Source organism: Bradyrhizobium sp. CB3481, from assembly GCF_029714305.1.
In the GTDB taxonomy this organism is placed as follows: Bacteria; Pseudomonadota; Alphaproteobacteria; order Rhizobiales; family Xanthobacteraceae; genus Bradyrhizobium.
Genome location: NZ_CP121647.1, coordinates 3875541 through 3897339 on the forward strand (window position 1 = coordinate 3875541; position 21799 = coordinate 3897339).

The window sequence follows — 21799 nt, forward strand, 5'->3', positions numbered from 1 at the left end:
CAGCGTTACACCGCCAGACTGCAAGCTGGGAAAGACTTGAGACAACAATGACCAAACTCATCATCGACGGCAAAGAGATCGATGTGCCCGCGGAGTATACGCTACTGCAGGCGTGCGAGGCCGCGGGCGCCGAAATCCCGCGCTTCTGCTACCACGAGCGGCTGTCGATCGCCGGCAATTGCCGGATGTGCCTCGTCGAGATCAAGGGTGGCCCGAAGCCGGTCGCAAGCTGCGCCTGGGGCGTGCGCGACTGCCGGCCGGGCCCGAAGGGCGAGCCGCCGGAAATCTCCACGCGTTCGCCGATGGTCAAGAAGGCGCGCGAAGGCGTGATGGAATTCCTCTTGATCAACCATCCGCTGGACTGCCCGATCTGCGATCAGGGCGGCGAGTGCGACCTGCAGGACCAGGCGATGGGTTACGGCGTCGACACTTCGCGCTTCGCCGAAAACAAGCGCGCGGTCGAGGACAAATATCTGGGCGCGCTGGTCAAGACGTCGATGAACCGATGCATCCAATGCACGCGCTGCGTCCGCTTCTCGGCCGAAGTCGCAGGCGCCCCGGAAATGGGCGCCACCGGCCGCGGCGAGGATATGGAGATCACGACCTATCTCGAGCAGGCGCTGACCTCCGAGCTGCAGGGCAACCTCGTCGACATCTGCCCGGTCGGCGCGCTGACCTCGAAGCCATACGCATTCGCCGCCCGCCCGTGGGAGCTCGGCAAGACGCAGTCGGTCGACGTCATGGACGGTCTCGGCTCTGCGATCCGCGTCGATACGCGCGGCCGCGAGGTGATGCGCATTTTGCCGCGCATCAACGAGGCCGTGAACGAGGAATGGATTTCCGACAAGACCCGCCACATCGTTGACGGCCTGCGCACGCAGCGGCTCGATCGGCCCTATGTCCGGCTGAACGAGAAGCTTCGCCCTGCCTCGTGGCAGGAGGCTTTTGCGGCCATCGCCGCCAAGCTCCGGATGACCGACGGCAAGCGGATCGGGGCCATCGCCGGCGATCTCGCCGCGGTCGAGGAGATGTTCGCGTTCAAGGATCTGCTTGGCCGATACGGCTCGACCAATCTGGCGGTGCAGGGCGGCGACGCCTTCGACCCAAAACTCGGCCGCGCCGGCTATATCTTCAACCCGACCATCGCCGGGATCGAGCAGGCCGACGCGCTGCTGATTATCGGCTCTAACCCGCGCAAGGAAGCTGCCGTTCTCAACGCGCGCATCCGCAAGCGTTGGCGCACCGGCCAGCTCAAGGTCGGCGTGATCGGCCCGAAGGCCGATCTCACCTATGATTACGACTATCTCGGCGCGGGTACCGATACGCTGAACGATCTCGCGGGCGGCAAGCATTCCTTCACCGAGGTGCTGAAGGGCGCCAAGAACCCGATCGTGCTGGTCGGCGCCGGATCGTTGTCGCGGCACGATGGCGCGGGGGTGCTGGCGCTGGCGGCGAAGATTGCGACGAGTGTCGGCGCGCTCAAGGACGGCTGGAACGGCTTTGCCGTGCTGCAGGATACGGCCTCGCGCGCGGGCGCGCTCGATATCGGCTTTGCCGCCGACAAGGGCGGGCTCAACCTGGCGCAGATGACGACCTTCGGCACGCTCGACGTGCTGTTTTTGGTCGGCGCAGACGAGGTGAAGGTGCCGGAGGGCACGTTTGTGGTTTATATCGGCACGCATGGCGACCGCGGCGCGCACCGCGCCGACGTCATCCTGCCGGGCGCGGCCTACACCGAAAAATCCGGCCTCTTCGTCAACACCGAGGGCAGGGTGCAGATCGCCGCCCGCGCGGCGTTTCCACCCGGCGAGGCGCGCGAGGACTGGGCGATCGCCCGTGCGCTGTCGGATGTGCTCGGCAAGAAGCTGCCTTACGATTCGCTGCAGGCGTTACGCCAGGCGCTGTTCAAGGCGGTGCCGCATCTGATGCGGATCGACCAGATCGAGCCGGGCACGGCCGAGCAGGTCAAGGCGGTGGCGGGCAAGGACGGCAAGGTCGACAAGAGCCCGCTGAAATCGTCCGTTGAGGATTTCTACCTGACCAACCCGATCGCACGGGCATCAGCGGTGATGGCGGAATGTTCCCGGCTGGCGGCCGGGCGAATGCTGACGGCAGCGGAGTGAGCGTGATCTGATGGCTGAATTCTTCGCAAGCTCGTTCTGGACCGGCTTTCTCTGGCCGCTGATCATCATGGTCGCGCAGAGCCTGTTGCTGCTGGTCGTGCTGCTGATCGCGATCGCCTACATTCTGCTCGCCGACCGCAAGATCTGGGCGGCGGTGCAGATCCGCCGCGGCCCCAACGTGGTCGGGCCATGGGGCCTCTTACAGTCCTTCGCGGACCTCCTGAAGTTCGTCTTGAAGGAGCCGGTCATTCCGTCCGGCTCCAACAAGGGCGTGTTCCTGCTGGCGCCGCTGGTGTCGTGCGTGCTGGCGCTGGCCGCCTGGGCCGTCATTCCGATGGATGCCGGCTGGGTGATCGCCAATATCAACGTCGGCGTGCTCTACATCTTCGCGATCTCGTCGCTGTCGATCTACGGCATCATCATGGCCGGCTGGTCGTCGAACTCGAAATACCCGTTCCTGGCGGCGCTTCGCTCCGCGGCGCAGATGGTGTCCTACGAAGTCTCGATCGGCTTCGTCATCATCACGGTCTTGTTGTGCGCCGGCTCGCTCAACCTGTCGGCCGTGGTGGAGGCACAGAACACGCGCGGTTTCGCCAGCCTGATCGGGCTGCCGCAACTCACCATCTTGAACTGGTATGTGTGGCCACTGTTCCCGATGTTCGTGGTGTTCTACGTCTCGGCGCTGGCCGAGACCAACCGTCCGCCGTTCGACCTCGTGGAAGCGGAATCCGAACTGGTCGCCGGCTTCATGGTCGAATACGGCTCGACGCCGTATCTGTTGTTCATGCTCGGCGAATACGTCGCGATCACCACGATGTGCGCGATGGCGACGATCCTGTTCCTCGGCGGCTGGCTGCCGCCGGTGGCGCTGCCGCCGTTCACCTGGATCCCGGGTGTGGTTTGGTTCGCGCTGAAACTCTTTTTCATGTTCTTCCTGTTCGCGATGGCGAAGGCGATCGTGCCGCGCTACCGCTACGATCAACTGATGCGGCTCGGCTGGAAGGTGTTTCTGCCGCTGTCGCTGGCGATGGTGGTGATTGTGGCCGGAGTGCTGCAGTTCGCCGGCATTGCGCCGAAGTGAGGCCGTCATGAGTGTCAACGTCAACGCAACCGCCCGGGCGCTTCTGCTATCCGAATTCGTATCGGCGTTCTTTCTCGCCATGCGTTACTTCTTCAAGCCGAAGCCGACCATCAACTATCCGTTCGAGAAGAACCCGATCTCGCCGCGCTTCCGCGGCGAGCACGCGCTGCGCCGCTATCCCAACGGCGAGGAACGCTGCATCGCCTGCAAGCTGTGCGAGGCGATCTGCCCGGCGCAGGCGATCACGATCGAGGCCGGCCCGCGCCGCAACGACGGCACCCGCCGCACCGTGCGCTACGACATCGACATGGTGAAATGCATCTATTGCGGCCTGTGCCAGGAAGCCTGCCCAGTCGATGCCATCGTCGAAGGCCCGAATTTCGAATTCGCGACCGAGACCCGCGAGGAGCTCTACTATGACAAGGCCAAGCTGCTCGCCAATGGCGACCGCTGGGAGCGCGAGATTGCGAAAGCAATCGAGCTCGACGCGCCGTACCGGTGAGGTGAGGGCATGATTCAGATTTTCAGGTCATTCCGGGGCACGCGAAGCGTGAACCCGGAATCTCGAGATTCCGGGTCTGGTCCTTCGGACCATCCCGGAATGACGGGGGCTGCCCGATGATCCTTCCCGCGCTGTTTTTCTATCTGTTCGCCGGCGTCTGCGTGGCCTCGGCGGTGATGGTGATTGTCTCGCGCAATCCTGTGCACTCCGTGCTGTATCTGATCCTGGCCTTCGTCAACGCCTCCGGCCTGTTCGTGCTGATGGGCGCCGAATTCCTCGGCATGATGCTGATCGTGGTCTATGTCGGCGCGGTCGCCGTGCTGTTCCTGTTCGTGATCATGATGCTCGACGTTGACTTCACCGAGCTGCGCGAGGGCTTCATCGAATATCTGCCGATCGGCCTTGTGATCGGCGGCATATTCCTCGCCGAGCTGCTGCTGGTCGCTGGCGGCTGGGTCATGAATCCGGCGACCACCAAGCAGATTACGGCGGCGATCCCGGCCAATGTCAGCAACACCGAGGCGCTCGGCCTCGTGCTCTATACGAAGTACATCCATTACTTCCAGATCGCAGGGCTCGTGCTGCTGGTCGCCATGATCGGCGCCATCGTGCTGACGCTGCGCCACAAGGCCAAGGTCAAGCGGCAGGACATCAACGTGCAGAACGCGCGCACACCAGAAATCGCGATGGCCATCCGCAAGGTGGCATCGGGGCAGGGGCTGCAGGATTCCGACGCGGCGGAGTGGGTGAAATGACGATTGGTCTGGGCCACTACCTCGCGGTCGCCGCCATCCTGTTCACGACCGGGATCCTCGGCATCTTCCTGAACCGCAAGAACATCATCGTCATCCTGATGTCGATCGAGCTGATCCTGCTCGCCGTCAACATCAACCTCGTCGCGTTCTCGACTTTCCTCGGCGACATCGTGGGCCAGGTGTTCGCGCTGCTGGTGCTGACGGTCGCAGCCGCTGAGGCCGCGATCGGTCTTGCCGTGCTGGTCGTGTATTTCCGCAACCGCGGTTCGATCGCGGTTGAAGACGTCAATCTGATGAAGGGCTAAGGGCGCCACCATGGTTCAGGCAATCGTCTTTCTGCCGCTGCTGGGCGCCATCCTGGCCGGCCTGATCGCCTTGTTCGGGGCGCATGCGCGCAACCCGGGCGGCGATGAGGTCGAGCATCACGATCATGGCGATCACGCGCATGCGTCTCACGCCCATGACGACCATGGCCGTGACGATCACGGCCACGACGACCACCACGTCTCCGAGCCGCCGGCGCAGGGCTCGCGCGCGGCCGAGCTGATCACGACGGGACTGCTGTTCGTGTCCGCGGCGCTGTCCTGGGTGGTGCTGGTCAATGTCGGCTTCATGCACCAGGACGCGCGGATCGCGCTGTTCCCCTGGATCAATTCCGGCGACCTGCAGGTGTCCTGGGCGCTGCGCGTCGACACGCTGACCGCCGTGATGCTGGTGGTGGTCAACACCGTGTCCTCGCTCGTGCACCTCTATTCCATCGGCTACATGGACGAGGACCCGTACCGCCCGCGCTTCTTCGGCTATCTTTCGCTGTTCACCTTCGCGATGCTGATGCTGGTGACCGCGGACAATCTGGTCCAGCTTTTCTTCGGCTGGGAAGGCGTCGGTCTCGCCAGCTATCTGCTGATTGGCTTCTGGTACCAGAAGCCGTCGGCGAACGCGGCGGCGATCAAGGCTTTCGTGGTCAACCGCGTCGGCGACTTTGGTTTTGCGCTCGGCATCTTCGCCGTGTTCATGCTGCTCAATACCACCGATTTCGAGACGATCTTCGCCGGCGCACAGGGGCTGACCGGCAAAACCATCAACTTCTTCGGCTGGCACGCCGATGCGCTGACGCTGATCTGCCTGCTATTGTTCATGGGTGCGATGGGCAAGTCGGCGCAGTTCCTGCTGCACACCTGGTTGCCGGACGCGATGGAAGGCCCGACGCCGGTCTCGGCGCTGATCCACGCTGCGACCATGGTGACCGCCGGCGTGTTCATGGTGGCGCGGCTGTCGCCGCTGTTCGAGCTGGCGCCGAACGCGCAGGCCGTCGTGATGTTCTTCGGCGCCACCACCGCGTTCTTCGCCGCCACCGTCGGCCTGGTCCAGAACGACATCAAGCGCATCGTCGCCTATTCGACCTGTTCACAGCTCGGCTACATGTTCGTGGCGATGGGAGCAGGGGCCTATTCGGTCGGCATGTTCCATTTGTTCACCCACGCCTTCTTCAAGGCGCTGCTGTTCCTAGGCTCCGGTTCGGTGATCTACGCGATGCACCACGAGCAGGATATCCGCAACATGGGCGGGCTGTGGCGCAAGATCCCCTACACGTACAGTGTGATGCTGGTCGGCACATTGGCGCTGACCGGCTTCCCGCTCACCGCCGGCTATTTCTCCAAGGACGCGATCATCGAGTCCGCCTACGTCGCGCATAATCCGTTTGCCTATTACGGCTTCGTGATGACCGTGATCGCGGCAGGCCTGACTTCGTTCTATTCGTGGCGCCTGATCTTCAAGACGTTCCACGGCGAGCCGCACGACCAGCACCACTACGAAGCCGCCCATGAAGCGCCGATGTGGATGCTGGTGCCGATCGGCATCCTCGCCGCGGGATCAATCCTGGCCGGCTTCCCATTCAAGGAACTGTTCGCCGGCCATGGCGTGGAAGAGTTCTTCCGCGAGTCGCTCAAGATGCATCCGCACATCATCGAAGAAATGCACCACATCTCGCCGGTGGTCGCCTTCCTGCCGACCGTGATGATGGCCGGAGGCTTCCTGGTATCATTGCTGTTCTACATTCGCCGGCCCTACATCCCGGTCGAACTCGCGAACCAGCACCAGATGCTCTACCAGTTCCTGCTCAACAAATGGTATTTTGACGAGCTCTATGACCTCATCTTCGTGCGTCCGGCGAAGTGGCTCGGTTATCAGCTCTGGAAAAAGGGCGACGGCTTCGTTATCGACGGCTTCGGTCCGGACGGCGTCTCGGCGCGCGTGCTCGATGTCACCCGCAACGTGGTGAAGATCCAGACCGGCTACCTCTATCACTATGCCTTCGCGATGCTGATCGGCGTCGCCGGGCTGATCACCTGGTTCATGTTCGGCTTGGGAGCCCAGTAATGACTACCTGGCCGATTCTTTCCGTCGTTACCTTCCTGCCGGTCATCGGCGCGCTGGCGATCTACATCACCCGCGGCGACGACGAGGCGGCACGGCGCAATGCGCGCTGGATCGCGCTGTGGACCACGCTCGTCACCTTCGCGGTGTCGCTGATCCTGGTCTGGCGCTTCGACGCGTCGAGCGCGGATTTCCAGTTCGTCGAAAAGGCGAGCTGGCTTGCCAGCGGCATCACCTATCACATGGGCGTTGACGGCATCTCGCTGCCCTTCGTGATCCTGACCACCGCTTTGATGCCGTTCTGCATCATCGCGAGCTGGAAGTCGGTCACAGTGCGCGTGCGCGAATACATGATGGCGTTTCTGCTCCTGGAAACGCTGATGGTCGGCACCTTCTCGGCGCTCGATCTCGTGCTGTTCTACCTGTTCTTCGAAGGCGGCCTGATCCCGATGTTCCTGATCATCGGCGTCTGGGGCGGCCCGCGGCGGGTCTATGCGTCGTTCAAGTTCTTCCTCTACACGCTGCTCGGCTCGGTGCTGATGCTGCTGGCGATCATGGCGCTGTACTGGAATGCCGGTACCACCGACATCCCGACGCTGATGACTACCGCGGTGCCGCGTAGCTTGCAGACCTGGGCATGGCTGGCGTTCTTTGCCTCCTTTGCCGTGAAGATGCCGATGTGGCCGGTGCACACCTGGCTGCCGGACGCGCACGTCGAGGCGCCGACCGCGGGCTCGGTGATCCTGGCCGCGATCCTCCTGAAGATGGGCGGCTACGGCTTCCTGCGGTTCTCGCTGCCGATGTTCCCGCTGGCCTCGCACGATTTCGCGCCGCTGATCTTCTCGCTGTCCGTCATCGCCATCGTCTACACTTCGCTGGTGGCGTTGATGCAGGAGGACATCAAGAAGCTGATCGCCTATTCGTCGGTCGCCCATATGGGCTTCGTCACCATGGGCATCTTCGCAGGTAGCACGCAGGGCGTCGCCGGCGGCGTGTTCCAGATGGTGTCGCACGGCATCGTCTCCGGTGCGCTGTTCCTCTGCGTCGGCATCGTCTACGACCGCATGCATACCCGCGAGATCGCGGCCTATGGCGGCCTGGTCAACCGGATGCCGCTGTATGCGATGGTGTTCATGGTCTTCACCATGGCCAACGTCGGGCTGCCCGGCACCTCCGGCTTCGTCGGCGAATTCATGACGCTGCTCGGCACCTTCAAGGTCTCGATCGCGACCGCGACCTTCGCCACCCTCGGCGTCATCCTGTCGGCGGCTTACGCGCTCTGGCTCTATCGCAAGGTAGTGTTCGGCGCACTGACCAAGCCGTCGCTCGCCAGCATCAAGGACCTGACGCCCCGCGAATGCCTGACGTTGATGCCGCTGGTGGCGCTGACCATCCTGTTCGGCGTCTATCCGAAGCCGGTGCTCGACATGTCGGCGGCCTCGGTCCAGCAACTCGTCAATAACTACAATTCCGCCGTGACTGCCGTGAAGGCAGCCGCGCTGGTCGTCCAATAAGGCCCGCCGCAATGAGCTTTTCCAGTGCAGGATATCAGTTGCTCCCGGTGCTGCCGGAGTTGGTGCTGGCCGTCGGCGCCATGGCGCTGTTGATGCTCGGCGCCTATCGCGGACAGGAGACGACCCGGATCGTCAACATCGTTGCAGTGGTTCTGCTAGTCGTGACCGGCGTGCTGGTGCTGATGCTGCCGGCCGGCAAGCTGACCACCTTCGGCGGCAGCTTCATCGTCGACGACTTTGCCCGCTTCCTGAAGGTCCTGGCGATCATCGGCTCGGCGGCGACGCTGATCCTCTCAGCGGAATTCCTGTCCGATCCGTCGCGGCGGATTTTCGAATATCCGATACTGGTGTTGCTCTCGACGCTTGGCATGATGGTGCTGATCTCGGCCGGCGACCTCATCATGCTCTATCTCGGGCTCGAGCTGATGTCCCTCGCGCTCTATGTCGTCGCCACCTCCAACCGTGACAATGCCAAGTCCACGGAAGCTGGCCTGAAGTATTTCGTGCTCGGCGCGTTGTCCTCCGGCATGCTGCTCTACGGCGCCTCGCTGGTCTACGGCTTCACCGGCACGGTCGATTTCGCCGGCATCGCAGCGGCGGTCAAGACCGGCAGCGTCGGCATCGTGTTCGGCCTCGTGTTCCTGCTGGCCGGGCTCTGCTTCAAGGTGTCGGCCGTGCCGTTCCACATGTGGACGCCGGACGTCTATGAAGGCGCGCCGACGCCGGTCACGGCATTCTTTGCCTCCGCGCCGAAGGTCGCGGCTCTTGCGGTGTTCACCCGCGTGACGCTGACCGCGTTCCCCGGAATCGTACCGCAATGGCAGCAGATCCTGGTGTTCGTCGCGATCGCCTCGATGGCGCTGGGCTCGTTCGCCGCCATCGGGCAGAAGAACATCAAGCGCCTGATGGCCTATTCCTCGATCGGTCATATGGGCTTTGCGCTGGTCGGCCTTGCCTCCGGCACGGTGGAAGGCGCGCAGGGCGTGCTGGTCTACATCGCCATCTATGTCGCGATGACGCTCGGCTCATTCGCCGTGATCCTCGCCATGAAGCGGAGCGGCCAGCCGATGGAAGAGATCAGCGATTTCGCCGGGCTTTCGCGCACCAACCCGCTGCTTGCGTTCTTCTTCGCCATGCTTCTGTTCTCGCTGGCCGGCGTTCCGCCGCTCGCCGGCTTCTTCGCCAAATGGTACGTGTTCGTCGCCGCGATCAAAGCGGGGCTGTTCACGCTCGCCGTCATCGGAGTGCTGACCAGCGTCGTGGGCGCGTTCTACTACCTCACCATCGTCAAGGTGATGTATTTCGACGAGCCGACCGGCCAGATCGAACCGATGCGCATCGAATTGCGCACGGTGCTGGCAGTCGCGGGCATCTTCAACATCTTCTTCTTCGTCTATCCGGGGCCGCTGGTCAGCGTCGCCACGGCGGCGGCGAAGTCGCTCTTTTAGGCGCATGCTCCCGAGAGCCGACATTCGGTTTTCGCAGCGGATCATGCGCAGAAACTGGAAATGACCTTCTCGCTCGGTCCCAAAGCCACATCGGCGGGCTACAGGCTCGCCGCCTTCGACAAGATCGGTTCCACCAACACCGAAGCCATGGCGCGCGTCCGTCAGGGCGAGCGCGGGCCGATGTGGTTCGTCACCACGGAACAGACGGCAGGGCGCGGCCGCCGGCAGCGGGCCTGGGTCGCGCCGCGCGGCAACCTCGCCAGCAGCATTCTCGAAGTCATGGACATTTCCCCGGCGGTGGCGGCGACGCTCGGCTTTGCCGCCGGGCTATCGCTGGAAGGCGCGCTACAGAAGCTCAGCGTCGAGGCCAATCTGCGCCGGGCCGAGCCGCTGAAATTCGCCTTGAAGTGGCCGAACGACGTGCTGGCGGAGCGCCAGAAGCTCACCGGCATCCTGCTGGAAGCGGAGGCTGTGGCCGGTGACCGGCTCGCCGTCGTGGTCGGGATCGGCACCAATGTCATCGCTGCGCCGGAGGGGACGCCGACGCCGGCGACTTCGCTGGCGGCCCTCGGGGTCCATGTCGGCGCCGAAGAACTGTTCAAGGCGCTGGCGGAAGCCTGGGTCGAGTTCCGCGGCATCTGGGACAATGGCCGCGGCTTTGGCGATATTCGCAAGGCGTGGCTGGAACGCGCTTTCGGCGTCGGCGAGCGGGTGGCGATCAAGACCGGAACCACAACGGTTGAAGGCACGTTCGATACGATCGATGACACCGGCTGCCTGATCGTCCGCACCGCGGAGGGCAAGCGCATGCCGATCACGGCCGGCGAGGTCTATTTCGGCACCGCGGCATCTGTGGGAGCGGCCTGATGGCGCGGCCGGACGAACTGACCTTTGCCCCGCTTGGCGGCGTCGGCGAGATCGGCATGAACCTGTCGATCTATGGTCTCGGCAACCGCCACCAGCGGTCCTGGCTGGCGGTCGATCTCGGCGTCTCCTTCGGCGACGAGGAGCACCTGCCGGGCATCGACCTGATCATGCCCGACATCGGTTTCCTGGAGAAGGAACGCGACAACCTGATGGGCCTGGTGCTGACGCATGCCCATGAGGACCATTTCGGCGCCATCATCGATCTCTGGCCGAAGCTGCAATGCAAGGTCTACGCGACCAAGTTCAGTGCCGCCCTGTTCGAGGCCAAATGCGCCGCCGAGCGCAATGCGCCAAAAATTCCGGTCACGGTGGTGCCCTCAGGCGGCCGGATCAATCTCGGACCGTTCACGGTCGAATTCATCCCGGTCGCGCATTCAATTCCGGAATCGCATGCGCTGGCGATCCACACTTCCGCGGGCACCGTGCTGCATACCGGCGACTGGAAGATCGATCCGACGCCGCTGATAGGCCTTCCGACCGACGAGCGGCGGCTGCGCGAGCTCGGCGATGAAGGCGTAATGGCGCTGGTCGGTGATTCCACCAATGCGGTGCGGGACGGGCGCTCGCCCTCGGAGACCGAGGTAGCCGCCACCATCAAGAAGCTGGTCGGCGCCGCCAAGGGCCGCGTCGCCGTCACCACCTTTGCGTCCAACGTCGCGCGCGTGAGGGCGGTGGCGGACGCCGCCAGGGATGCCGGCCGCGAGGTGGTCGTGGTCGGGCGCGCCATGGAGCGCGTGGTGCAGGTCGCGCGCGAAACCGGCTATCTCGACGGCGTGCAGAATTTCCGCGGCGCCGATTATTACGGCCATTTCCCGCCGGACAAGGTGCTGGCGCTGTGCACGGGAAGCCAGGGCGAGCCGCGCGCGGCGCTGGCGCGCATCGCCAACGACGACCATCCGCAGGTGACGCTGAACAAGGGCGATACCGTGATCTTTTCCTCGCGCACCATCCCCGGCAACGAGAAGGCGGTGGGCGCCATCATCAACGGGCTGGTGGTGCAGGGCATCGAGGTCATCACTGACCGCACCGATCTCGTCCACGTCTCCGGCCATCCGCGCCGCGACGAACTGCGCGACATGATCTCCTGGGTGCGGCCGCAGATTCTGATCCCCGTCCATGGCGAGGCGCTGCATTTGTCCGAGCACGCCAAGCTGGCGCGCGCCGCCGGCGTGCCGAAAGTGCTGACCTGCCGCAACGGCGACCTGGTCAAGCTCGGGCCCGGCGAGCCCGGCATCATCGACGAATTGCCGGCGGGGCGGCTCTACAAGGATGGCGCCATCCTCGAGGATTCAAAATCCCGCGCCGTGGTCGAGCGGCGGCGGATGGGCTTTGCCGGCTGCGCCTTCGTCGCCATTGCCATGACCGACAAGGGCGAGCTCGCCGACGATCCCGAGGTCGATCTGGTCGGCATCCCCGAGAAGAATACCGCCGGCGAGATCATCGACGAGATCGTGTTCGACACGGTGGTCTCGACGGTCGAGAGCCTGCCGCGGCCGCGGCGGCGCGACCCGGATGCGACAGCGGAATCGGTGCGCCGCGCCGTGCGGGCGGTGATCAACGAGCACTGGGGCAAGAAGCCGATTTGCGTCGTTCATGTTCTGGTGGTTTGAGGTAATAAAAGGGTTCAGGCGGGCACTGGTCGTAGGCCGGGAAACGCGCTGAAGGCAGGGAGTAGAGTGTCATGCTGGGCCGGCTCAATCACGTTGCGATCGCCGTCAAGGATGCGGAAAAGGCCGCCAGGATTTATGGCAGCGCGTTCGGCGCCGAAATCTCCGGCGCGGTGCCGCTGCCGGAGCATGGCGTCATCACCGTCTTCGTGACACTCCCCAACACCAAGATCGAGTTCATCCAGCCGTTCGGCGACGCCTCGCCGATCGCCAAATTCGTCGAGCGCAATGCCGACGGCGGCATCCATCACATCTGCTACGACGTGCCTGATATCATCGCCGCCCGCGATACCTTGATCGCGCAGGGCGCGCGCGTGCTTGGCAATGGCGAGCCGAAGATCGGCGCGCACGGCAAGCCGGTGTTGTTTTTCCATCCGAAGGATTTTTCCGGCGCGCTCGTCGAAATCGAACAGGCTTGAACCTGATGGCCTACAGCCTCTCTACGGCGCTCGCGATCTACTTCGTGGTCTGGTGGGTCGTGCTGTTCCTGACGCTGCCGTTCGGCGTCCGCAGCCAGCATGAGGACGGCGAGGGCGCGCCCGGCACCGATCCGGGCGCGCCGGTGATGGCACGGATGGGCTGGAAGCTGCTCTGGACCACGATCATCTCGGCCGTGCTGTTTGGCATCGGGATGTGGGCCTATCAGCAGGGCTATCTGAACATCGAGCGGCTGTCGAAGCTGATGGGGCTGCCGTTCTGATCCGGCGCCATCGCATTCAGATTTAGGCCATGTTCCCATAAGCTATTCTAGTCTAGCTGGTGGCGCGGCGGCCGACGCAATTTCTGCAGTTCCATTTCTAAGGGAACATCTGCCCTAAATACCCACTGAGTAACCGACTGCGTCGTGAGCGTGCCGACCGCAGCCTCGACATCGCACGCGTGCAGTACGCGTTGCGGTGCAGCTACGGAACAGCGTTACACCTCGGAAATTTGCGGAACGAACCGCCTCCTCAGTCTTTCTCGACACTTGGGAGGTGCCCATGAATTCTCAGGCCATCGAAGGTGCTTGTGCGTTCGCTTGGCGGAACTACCTGCTGCGACACAGCAGTATCAGTGAGAGCGATAGCAGGCGTTCCGCCCTTTACAGGTACGTCACCAATCTTCGTGACACCGGCGAATATGATTTCGATCTCTTGCAAATCGCGGCGGTCGCTTACTTGAGAAAACTTGACGAGTTGCATGATGACCGAGGCGCGAGACTAGCGGCAGATCAAGCTTTGGCCGATTGTCTGGAGACACGGCGTGCGGTAGCCGAGACTTAGCGTTTCGACCATGCACGAGAGCAGAGGGAGCGAACAGCATGGAAGACAACACCACCAACGCAAATCGTTTCGTAAGTGACCAACAAAGGCGCATCATGGCAACAACGACAATCGGCATGGATGCCTTGAAGCCCATCCTGCATTTTCAGGTCTCAATGCTGAGGTTGTGGGCCGACGGCATCGAGAGGCTTGCAGGCAACTACGAAAAGGCGCTGGACGAAACCGTGACCACGGTCAAGGAACAGTCGGACAAGCAACGTGCCGCCTAGATTCGCGCCCGGCGATTCCGAGTTGGGTCAAGATACCGCCTCGCTGATGCGCTCGACGAACAGCTCTAGTCGAACGCGACGCCGATGCGCTTGTCGTTTCGCCAGGCGACCCGGCAGTGGCGCGGCGTGTGGCTGCCGGAGATGACCAGCCAGAAATTATCGGGAATGCCGATCTGGCTGGCGACCTCGAGCTGGGCACCGGTATCCGATATGTTTCGGACGGTGCAGTCGATGATGCCACCATTGAACTCGATCGATCCTGCCTTCAATACCCGGTGCCGGGGCGCGACGCGATGATTATCCAGAACCTGAAGCGGCTCAGGTGCCTTGGGCTTGGCTTCCTTCGGCGCTTGTTCCTGCAGCAGCCCTTCAGCGTGCCGCGTTGCCGTCAGGATGGCTTCGTCGGTCAGGATCGGCCTGATCCTGGCCCAGGCGAGCCGGAAGCGGACCTGGCAATCCTTGAAATTGATGGCGGGTCCCCGGTCATTGGGGCTCGGCGGCAAGCCGTAGACCGCACAAGCCCACCACCAGTGTGGACTATCGATCTGCTTCATAATTCGTCCGACCGGAAAGCCGCGCCAAATCACCTCATAGTCGTCGTCCTGACGGGCGCCGCCAATGACGGTGGGTCGCAACGCAATCGTTTCAAGGTCGTCAGTCATCGGATGTCCCCGATCCGATCTCAAAGGCCGTAAAATACCGTTATTCACATCCGACCTGTCGGGACAATAGCCCGCCCACGGGATTCGTTGGTTAACATTCAACTTCTGACAAACTCGGCGGGATCGGCTAATTGTTCCCTTGGCAGTTTCGGCTTTGGGGAAATGCATGAATTTTCAGCGAATTTTATTGTTCCTAATGGTTCTGCTCGCCGCCGGCCTTGCCGGGGCGTTTTACATGAACTGGAAAACCCTTGGGCAGCTTCGAACCGTCAAGGCCTTTGTCGAGGCTGCGTTTCTTGCCGACGCGGTCGCCGCCTGCGAGAGGGCGCCGAGCACGACGCCATTCAAATGGACCGACGGCAAGCGGACCGCCGTGATCGGCCTAGGCTCGGTCAAGCTGGACAAGGACACGATCATCCCGAGCTACACGTTGGTCGCCGACAGCGTGTTTTGCGACTACGACCCGATCAAGAAAAGGGCCGATATCGGCTCGAACTTCCTGGAACGGGAAACATTTTAGGCGCGGGGCAGCAGTGCACGTGAGCTTTTGAATGGCATCGGAAGAAGCCGACGGAATCATCGACCTCTATCAGCGCAAGGCGGCGGACTGGATCGACGCTCGCGCGCGCACCAGGCTGATCCAAAAAAGCTGGCTCGACCGGTTTCAGGCGCTGCTGCCGTCGTCCGGCGTAGTCCTTGATCTCGGCTGTGGTTCGGCCGTGCCGATGGCAGCGTACCTGATCGGCCTCGGCCATCCCGTCACTGGTGTGGATGCCTCGCCGGCCATGATCGACGCCTGCGGAAAGCATTTTCCCGGGCAGGAATGGATCGTCGGCGACATGCGCCAGCTTGCCTTGCAGCGCACCTTTTCCGGCATCCTGGCGTGGGACAGTTTCTTCCATCTCCGTTACGACGATCAGCGCCTGATGTTTTCGGTGTTTCGCGCGCATGCCGCGCCGAACGCGGCCTTGATGTTCACCAGCGGCCCGGCGCATGGCGAGGCGATCGGAGAATTCGGCGGCGAGCCGCTGTACCATGCGAGCCTCGATATGGTCGAATATCGTTCGCTGCTTGATCGGAACGGTTTTCGCGTGGTGTCGCATGTCGTGGAGGACCCCGACTGCGGCGGCCACACCATCTGGCTGGCGCAGCACATGTGAGGCGCTGGGTTGGGGCAAGGGGCGGACGGTAAACAGGCTGGCCGCGGGCTGCGCGTTGCGGCTATGATCCGGCGAAGAACAGGCCGGTCCAAATTTCTAAAACGGGATTGAACTCCCACGCCGGCAAGGGGGAGACCGGCATGAGTTCACAGCGTCGATCATCGGCCGACCAGCGGCAGGATCAATACCGCATCCTGCATGAAGCCGATCTGCGGGATTATCTCGCCGGGCTTCCCGCAATCGCGGCCCGGCTTGGCGGTGTCCCGGATTCATGGTCGATCGTCGAGGTCGGCGACGGCAACCTCAACCTCGTTTTTATCGTCAAGGGCGCGTCGGGCGGCATCGCCGTCAAGCAGGCGCTGCCCTACGTGCGGCTCGTCGGCGAGAGCTGGCCGCTGCCGCTGTCGCGCTCGCATTACGAATATCTGGCGCTGACGCGCCAGGCGCAGCTGGCGCCCGCGCTGGTGCCCGATGTGCTGCATCATAACGAGCCGCTCGCGCTTGTCGTCATGGAGCTGCTCGAGCGGCACATCATCATGCGCAAGGGGCTGGTGGCCGGAACGACCTATCCGCGTTTCGTCGATGACATCACGACCTTTCTGGCGCGGACGCTGTTCCTGTCGTCCGATCTCGCGGTATCCGCCGCCGAGAAGAAGGAGGGGATCGCCGCCTTCGCCGGCAACCATGCGCTTTGCAAGATCACTGAGGATCTGATCTTTACCGATCCCTACCGCATTGCCGAGCAGAACCGCTGGACAGCGCCCTGGCTCGATGCCACGGCGGCCGCGTTCCGCGAGGACCTCGACCTCCACGTCGCGATCTCGCACCTGAAGCTGAAATTCCTGAGCGCGCCGGAAGCGCTGATCCATGGCGACCTACACACCGGCTCGATCATGGTGACCGATAACTCGACCATGGTGATCGATCCCGAATTCGCGTTCTACGGCCCGATGGGCTTTGATATCGGCGCCGTCATCGCCAATCTCTTGATGGCCTATCTCGCGTCATCAGGCCATGAGCGTTCGCCCGGCGATCGCCGCGCATTCGAGGCCTGGGTGCTGGAGGCGGTCGAGGGCGTCTGGACGGAGTTTGCGCGCAAGTTCCTCGCGCTATGGCGCGGCGAGGCCAAGGGCGACGCCTATCCTGTGACGCTGTTTGAAGGCGAGGCGGGCGCGGCGCGCCTGGAAGCTGAACGACAGCGCTATATGGAACGACTGTTCCAGGAGACGGTCGGCTTCTCGGCCGCAAAGATCATCCGCCGCATTCTCGGGCTGGCGCACAACATCGACTTCGAATTGATCGAAGATGCGAAACGGCGTGCCGTCTGCGAGGCGCGCAGCCTTCGGTTGGCACGGGCCATGATGGTGGATGCCGCTTCATTCCGCAGCATCGGCGATGTGACAAAAGCGGCGTGCCAGGTGCGCGATTGGCAGCCGGATTTTGCCTGATTGCCGCGGGTCACCCACCGCGTCGTACCGCCAGCCCTGCCGGCCACCCGCGTTGTTAACGATTGCCGCCACTATCGGCAGCCTGGCGTCGCAATCGGTTCCAGATTTAACCTCCAGCGCGGACATCAAGGTTAACTAACAAGCATACCAGAGGGTTTCGGTTGCCCGCTTCCACAGGCAGGCTAACCGTCAAGACTGCATTTTTTCGAGAGAGCTTGGTCTCTGCTCGCAGTTTTGATTAAGGGAGCATTCCCATGGTACGTGCAGTAAAACCGCCGATTCTGGACGCGCTCGATCTTGAGCGCGAGATCGAAAAAGAGTTTCGCAAGCTGGATCATCACGAGTCCCTCCCGACCGAGTTCGCACCGCCCTCCGTGCGTGCGCCGGATCTGGGAATGCCTGATTATGTGGAGCATAGCGATGGCGCCACCGAGATCGGCAAGCTGTCGGCCGAAGCTGTTGTCCGCGAATATGAGGCGGCAGCGAAAGACATCGAGACGCTGGGCGAGGAACTGACCGAGCGGGCCAAGCAATGCGAAGCCATGATGCGCGAGGCGCTAGTGGTGACCGACGAGCTGAAGGAAACCGCGAAACGCTACCGCGCAGAGGCCAAACGCGTCTTCGATCAGATCGAGAGCTGTTCGCTGCTGACGGCGGAAGTCCGAAAGATCTGCGAAGACATGAAGGACAGGCTCGCTGCTCCGGCCAAGGCCGAAGCCAAATCCGACATGTAGGACGGGCCTGCCCGGCCTCTCTACTCGGCTATGCGCTCCCGCAATCGCTGCGCATAGACGTTGATGATCAGCGCCGCGAGCAGGATCAGGCCGCGGATCAAGGTTTTCAGAAACTCTCGATGGTGACGTGTTCGAGCCGGTTGTCGAGGACGCCGACACGAGCCGGCTGTGATATTTCTCCGTGCCATCTCGGCCATTTTGCAGTAGGCTTTAAGCACCTGGTGCTCTGAAGGCGAGAGCCGGGAGGCGCCCATGGACGTCGCGGCCTGGCTGTGTGGTCTGGGGCTAGGACAGTACGAACAGGCGTTCCGGGAGAACGACATCGATGCCGAGGTCCTCATGGACCTTACGGCTGAGGATCTGATCGGACTCGGCATCGCCTCGATCGGCCATCGCCGCAAACTGCTCGCCGCCATTGCAGCCTTGCGCGCGACCTCGCCTGCCACGGCCGCATCCGCCGCAGTTTCGGAGAAGGCCTGGTTGGCACCCGAGGCGGAGCGCCGCCAGCTCACCGTGATGTTTGTCGACCTGGTCGATTCGACTGCGCTTGCGGCGCGGCTCGATCCGGAGGAAATGGCCGACGTACTGCGGACCTATCAGAACGCGGTGGCGGGCGCGATCGCGCGGTTCGAAGGGCACGTGGCGAAGTACATGGGAGATGGTGTGCTGGCCTATTTCGGCTATCCGCGCGCCCATGAGGATGAAGCCGAACGCGCGATGCGGGCCGGTCTCGCCGCGGTCGCGGCGGTGCACAGCCTGGGACCTGCGCATGGCGAGACGTTGGCGACCCGTGTCGGGATCGCGACCGGCCCGGTGGTTGTCGGCGAGTTGATCGGCGAAGGCGCTGCGCGCGAGGAGACGGTGGTCGGCGACACCCCGAACCTCGCGGCGCGGCTGCAAACCCTGGCCGAGCCAGATACGGTGGTGATTTCCGCCCGCACCCGGGAGCTCGTTGGCGGCCTATTCGTACTGGATGAGCTTGGCCTGCAGATCTTAAAGGGCTTTCCCGTTCCGGTGCGAGCATGGCGGGTGATCGGGGAGGGTGCCGCCGAGAGTCGGTTCGAGGCGTTGCATGGCGCAGGCCTGACGCCACTTGTCGGTCGCGAGAATGAGATCGGCCTGCTTCTCGAGCACTGGGAGCGAGCCAAGGAAGGTGAGGGCCAGGTGTTGCTGCTGGCAGGCGAGCCCGGCATCGGCAAATCGCGCCTCGTGCGGGCGCTGCGCGGACGACTTGAAAATGAGCCGCATACGCCCCTGAGCCATTACTGCTCACCGCACCATCAGACCAGCCCGCTTCACCCCGTGATCGGCCTCTTGGAGCGGGCGGCAGGCTTCGCCGCGGACGATGCCGCCGCAACGAGGCTCGACAAGCTCGAGTCGCTGCTTGCGCTATCGACGGACGATGTGGCCGGGGTGGCCCCGCTGCTCGCGGCACTGCTGTCGCTCGATACGAATGCGCGCTACCCGCCGCTCGACATGAGCCCGCATCGGCAGAAGGAGCGGACGCTCGAGGAACTGGTCGATCAGGTTTTAGGCCTCGCAAGGCGCCGGCCGGTCCTGGCCCTCTACGAGGACGTGCACTGGGCAGATCCGACCTCGCTCGAGCTACTCGATCTTCTGGTCGATCGGGTGCAGGGCGCCTCGGTGCTGGTCCTTATCACCTTCCGGCCCGAGTTCGCGCCGCCGTGGATACGCTGCGCCCATGTCACCATGATGACCCTAAACCGGTTGAGCCGCCGGCAGGGCGCGGCCATGGTCGCGCGGCTGAGCGGCGGCAAGGCGTTGCCCCCTGTGGTGCTTGACCAGATCGTCGCCAAGACCGACGGCGTGCCGCTGTTCGTCGAAGAGCTGACACGGACGGTGCTGGAGGCCAATCTGCTCCGCGACGAGGGCGACCACTACGCGCTGGCCGGGCCTCTGCTGTCGATGGCGATCCCAGCCACGCTTCAAGAGTCGCTGTTGGCCCGGCTCGACCGGCTTGCCCCGGCCCGAGAGGTGGCCCAGGTCGGGGCTGCTATTGGCCGGGAATTCTCGCACGAACTGCTCGCCATGGCGGCGGCGCTGCCGCAGAGCGACCTGCAGGCGGGATTGGATGACCTCGTCGGTTCAGGCTTGGTCTTCCGGCGCGGCACGCCGCCTCAGGTGACCTACAGCTTCAAGCATGCGCTCGTGCAAGACGCCGCCTATGCGACCTTGGTGCGGGCGAAGCGGCAACGCTTGCACGCTCGGATCGCTGCCGCGCTCGAGCAGCATTTTCCGGAGACGGTGCAGGCGCAGCCCGAACTTCTGGCCCATCATTTCATGGAGGCGGGGCTGGCTGAACGGGCGATCGACTATTGGCTGAGAGCGGGACAGGCAGAGATCGCGCGCTCGGCCACGGCAGAGGCGATCACGCAACTGAGCAAAGGGCTCGAGTTGATCCCGGCTCTCACTAACGACGCCGCACGATGGAGGCAGGAACTCGAACTGCAAGTTGCCCTCGGTGTCGCGCTGATGGCAGCGAAGGGCTGGGCCGCACCGGAGGTCGGGCGGGCCAACGCACGGGCCCGAGACTTGTGCGAGCGCCTCGGCGACACCTCGCGGTTCTTCCCTGTTCTCTATGGGAAGTGGGTTTTTCACGTCGTGAGGGCGGAGCTCGAGGCCGGTCGAACTGCAGGCGAGGATTTACTCCACCGTGCCCAGGAACAGAACGATGCTGCCGCCGAAACCGTTGGCAACCGCATCGTCGGAACCGCTGAATTGCTTCGCGGCGAGTTAGGGGCTGCCCGCGCTCATTTGGAGCGGACGCTCGCTCTCTACGATCCGGCCGCACATCGGTCGCTCGCCTTCCTTTTCGCGCAAGATCCCCGCGTGGCGGGACTGTCCGTTCTGTCCTGGGGACTGTTCGCGCTCGGCTATCCCGAGCAGGCCCAAGCCAAGATCGAACAGGCATTGACGGACGCGAAGGAGTTGTCCCACCGCAACACTCTCGGATATGCCCTGCTTTACGGCTGCATCCTGTCGCAGCTCCGCCATGACAAAGACGAGGCCCGAGATCGGGCGAATGCACTGATCACACTTGCAGCCGAGCAGGACGCCCCGCACTTCCTCGGAGCCGGCATCATCATTCGTGGCTGGACGCTGGGCGAGGCTGGGGATTTTGGGACTGGCATCGCGCAGATCCGCGACGGGCTTGCGATGTGGCAGGCCACCGGAGCGGGTTTCCTGGTGCCCTATTTCCGAAGCCTGCTTGCCGAGGTCCACGGCCGGTCGGGCGCGGTGAACGAAGGCTTGGATCTCATTACCGAAGCGCTCGACCGAGCGGAAGAAACCAGCGAGGAGTGGTTCGAGGCCGAACTCCATCGGATCATGGGTGAGCTGACGCTGCGGTTGCCGAAGCCCGATCCAATTGCCGCGGAAGCACAGTTCGGACAAGCGGCTGCAACCGCGCGTCAACAAGGCGCCAAGCTGTGGGAGTTGCGAGCGGCGACCAGCCTTGCACGATTGTGGAGAGAACAGGGTCGGCGCGGCGAGGCTCACGACCTGCTCGCCCCGCTCTATAGCCAGTTCACCGAGGGCTTTGGGACACCAGATCTGCAGGCTGCCAACGCAATACTTCGAGAAACCACTGCGAGCTCCGAGCCGAGGATGGATCCCAAATGCCAGTAGTGGGTGCCTGCATACGATATGGCAGGTTGCCTTGGCCAAAATCGCCCGGACGGAATCAGGCATGAAGCCACCCGCGTTTGAATGTTTCTCAAAAGGTAGCTACGCATCTATGAGTATATGCCCTAGAGCATAATCCGGAAAAGTGTGAAGCGGTTTTCCGAAAAGATCATGCTCAAACAAAGACCTAAAGCGCGATGACGATTCATCCAAATCTCATCGC

At 63.2% G+C, this 21799-nt stretch carries 20 protein-coding genes and 1 pseudogene; 19 read left to right on the forward strand and 2 right to left on the reverse strand.

The features are described 5' to 3' along the window. Positions 1–47 precede the first annotated feature (47 nt). The 14 genes from nuoG to QA643_RS18900 all read left to right on the forward strand — a co-directional run bounded on the left by nuoG (position 48) and on the right by QA643_RS18900 (position 13927). Complete coding sequence (gene nuoG / locus QA643_RS18835) at positions 48–2123, forward strand: NADH-quinone oxidoreductase subunit NuoG (protein WP_283034568.1); 2076 nt, start codon at positions 48–50, stop codon at positions 2121–2123. Positions 2124–2133: 10 nt separating this feature from the next. Further along, complete coding sequence (gene nuoH, locus QA643_RS18840) at positions 2134–3204, forward strand: NADH-quinone oxidoreductase subunit NuoH (RefSeq protein WP_283034569.1); 1071 nt, start codon at positions 2134–2136, stop codon at positions 3202–3204. 7 nt (positions 3205–3211) lie between these two features. Next, positions 3212–3706: an NADH-quinone oxidoreductase subunit NuoI gene (nuoI, locus tag QA643_RS18845; RefSeq protein WP_028345787.1), complete on the forward strand. Its 495-nt coding sequence runs from the start codon at positions 3212–3214 to the stop codon at positions 3704–3706. 116 nt (positions 3707–3822) lie between these two features. Further along, positions 3823–4461 carry an NADH-quinone oxidoreductase subunit J gene (locus QA643_RS18850; RefSeq protein ID WP_283034570.1) on the forward strand — a complete coding sequence of 213 codons (639 nt, stop codon included), beginning with the start codon at positions 3823–3825 and terminating at the stop codon, positions 4459–4461. After that, positions 4458–4766 (forward strand): NADH-quinone oxidoreductase subunit NuoK, encoded by a 309-nt coding sequence (gene nuoK, locus QA643_RS18855; protein ID WP_057856672.1) that lies wholly within the window; start codon positions 4458–4460, stop codon positions 4764–4766. Before QA643_RS18850 ends, nuoK begins: the two co-directional genes overlap by 4 nt. Positions 4767–4776: 10 nt before the next feature. Then, a complete protein-coding gene (gene nuoL, locus QA643_RS18860) occupies positions 4777–6843 on the forward strand; it encodes an NADH-quinone oxidoreductase subunit L (protein WP_283034571.1) in 2067 nt (688 codons plus the stop codon). After that, positions 6843–8354 carry an NADH-quinone oxidoreductase subunit M gene (locus QA643_RS18865; RefSeq protein ID WP_283034572.1) on the forward strand — a complete coding sequence of 504 codons (1512 nt, stop codon included), beginning with the start codon at positions 6843–6845 and terminating at the stop codon, positions 8352–8354. The genes nuoL and QA643_RS18865 overlap by 1 nt, the downstream gene beginning before the upstream one ends. 11 nt (positions 8355–8365) lie before the next feature. Then, complete coding sequence (gene nuoN / locus QA643_RS18870; protein WP_283034573.1) at positions 8366–9802, forward strand: NADH-quinone oxidoreductase subunit NuoN; 1437 nt, start codon at positions 8366–8368, stop codon at positions 9800–9802. Between the two features lie 60 nt (positions 9803–9862). Then, positions 9863–10669, forward strand: coding sequence for a biotin--[acetyl-CoA-carboxylase] ligase (locus QA643_RS18875; protein ID WP_283034574.1), 807 nt, complete (start codon positions 9863–9865; stop codon positions 10667–10669). Continuing rightward, the gene (locus QA643_RS18880) at positions 10669–12339 is read left to right on the forward strand and encodes a ribonuclease J (protein WP_283034575.1); all 1671 of its coding nucleotides are present in this window, start codon (positions 10669–10671) and stop codon (positions 12337–12339) included. Before QA643_RS18875 ends, QA643_RS18880 begins: the two co-directional genes overlap by 1 nt. A 71-nt stretch (positions 12340–12410) precedes the next feature. After that, the gene (mce, locus tag QA643_RS18885) at positions 12411–12815 is read left to right on the forward strand and encodes a methylmalonyl-CoA epimerase (RefSeq protein ID WP_283034576.1); all 405 of its coding nucleotides are present in this window, start codon (positions 12411–12413) and stop codon (positions 12813–12815) included. A gap of 5 nt (positions 12816–12820) precedes the next feature. Continuing rightward, the gene (locus QA643_RS18890) at positions 12821–13096 is read left to right on the forward strand and encodes a DUF1467 family protein (protein WP_283034577.1); all 276 of its coding nucleotides are present in this window, start codon (positions 12821–12823) and stop codon (positions 13094–13096) included. A gap of 280 nt (positions 13097–13376) precedes the next feature. Continuing rightward, positions 13377–13658 (forward strand): hypothetical protein, encoded by a 282-nt coding sequence (locus tag QA643_RS18895; RefSeq protein ID WP_283034578.1) that lies wholly within the window; start codon positions 13377–13379, stop codon positions 13656–13658. Between the two features lie 38 nt (positions 13659–13696). Further along, positions 13697–13927 carry a hypothetical protein gene (locus tag QA643_RS18900; RefSeq protein ID WP_283034579.1) on the forward strand — a complete coding sequence of 77 codons (231 nt, stop codon included), beginning with the start codon at positions 13697–13699 and terminating at the stop codon, positions 13925–13927. Positions 13928–13992: 65 nt separating this feature from the next. Here the strand turns inward: QA643_RS18900 and QA643_RS18905 are convergent, their stop codons facing one another. Next, complete coding sequence (locus QA643_RS18905; protein WP_283034850.1) at positions 13993–14232, reverse strand: PilZ domain-containing protein; 240 nt, start codon at positions 14230–14232, stop codon at positions 13993–13995. Between the two features lie 523 nt (positions 14233–14755). On the opposite strand from QA643_RS18905, the gene QA643_RS18910 reads away from it, so the two are divergent. From QA643_RS18910 to QA643_RS18925, 4 genes are all read left to right on the forward strand, one after another. Next, positions 14756–15109: a hypothetical protein gene (locus QA643_RS18910; RefSeq protein WP_283034580.1), complete on the forward strand. Its 354-nt coding sequence runs from the start codon at positions 14756–14758 to the stop codon at positions 15107–15109. A gap of 31 nt (positions 15110–15140) precedes the next feature. Beyond that, entirely contained in the window at positions 15141–15749 is a 609-nt protein-coding gene (locus QA643_RS18915) for a class I SAM-dependent methyltransferase (protein WP_283034581.1), read from the forward strand. Between the two features lie 140 nt (positions 15750–15889). Continuing rightward, entirely contained in the window at positions 15890–17197 is a 1308-nt protein-coding gene (gene mtnK, locus QA643_RS18920) for an S-methyl-5-thioribose kinase (RefSeq protein ID WP_283034582.1), read from the forward strand. A 254-nt stretch (positions 17198–17451) separates the two neighbouring features. Then, on the forward strand, positions 17452–17931 hold the full coding sequence (locus tag QA643_RS18925; protein WP_283034583.1) for a hypothetical protein: 480 nt from the start codon (positions 17452–17454) through the stop codon (positions 17929–17931). A 20-nt stretch (positions 17932–17951) separates the two neighbouring features. Here QA643_RS18925 and QA643_RS18930 read toward each other — a convergent pair. Next, a pseudogene (locus tag QA643_RS18930) lies at positions 17952–18088 on the reverse strand (ABC transporter permease); the annotation flags it as partial. 95 nt (positions 18089–18183) lie between these two features. Between QA643_RS18930 and QA643_RS18935 the strand changes: the two are divergent. Next, entirely contained in the window at positions 18184–21579 is a 3396-nt protein-coding gene (locus tag QA643_RS18935; protein ID WP_283034584.1) for an adenylate/guanylate cyclase domain-containing protein, read from the forward strand. Positions 21580–21799 lie beyond the last annotated feature (220 nt).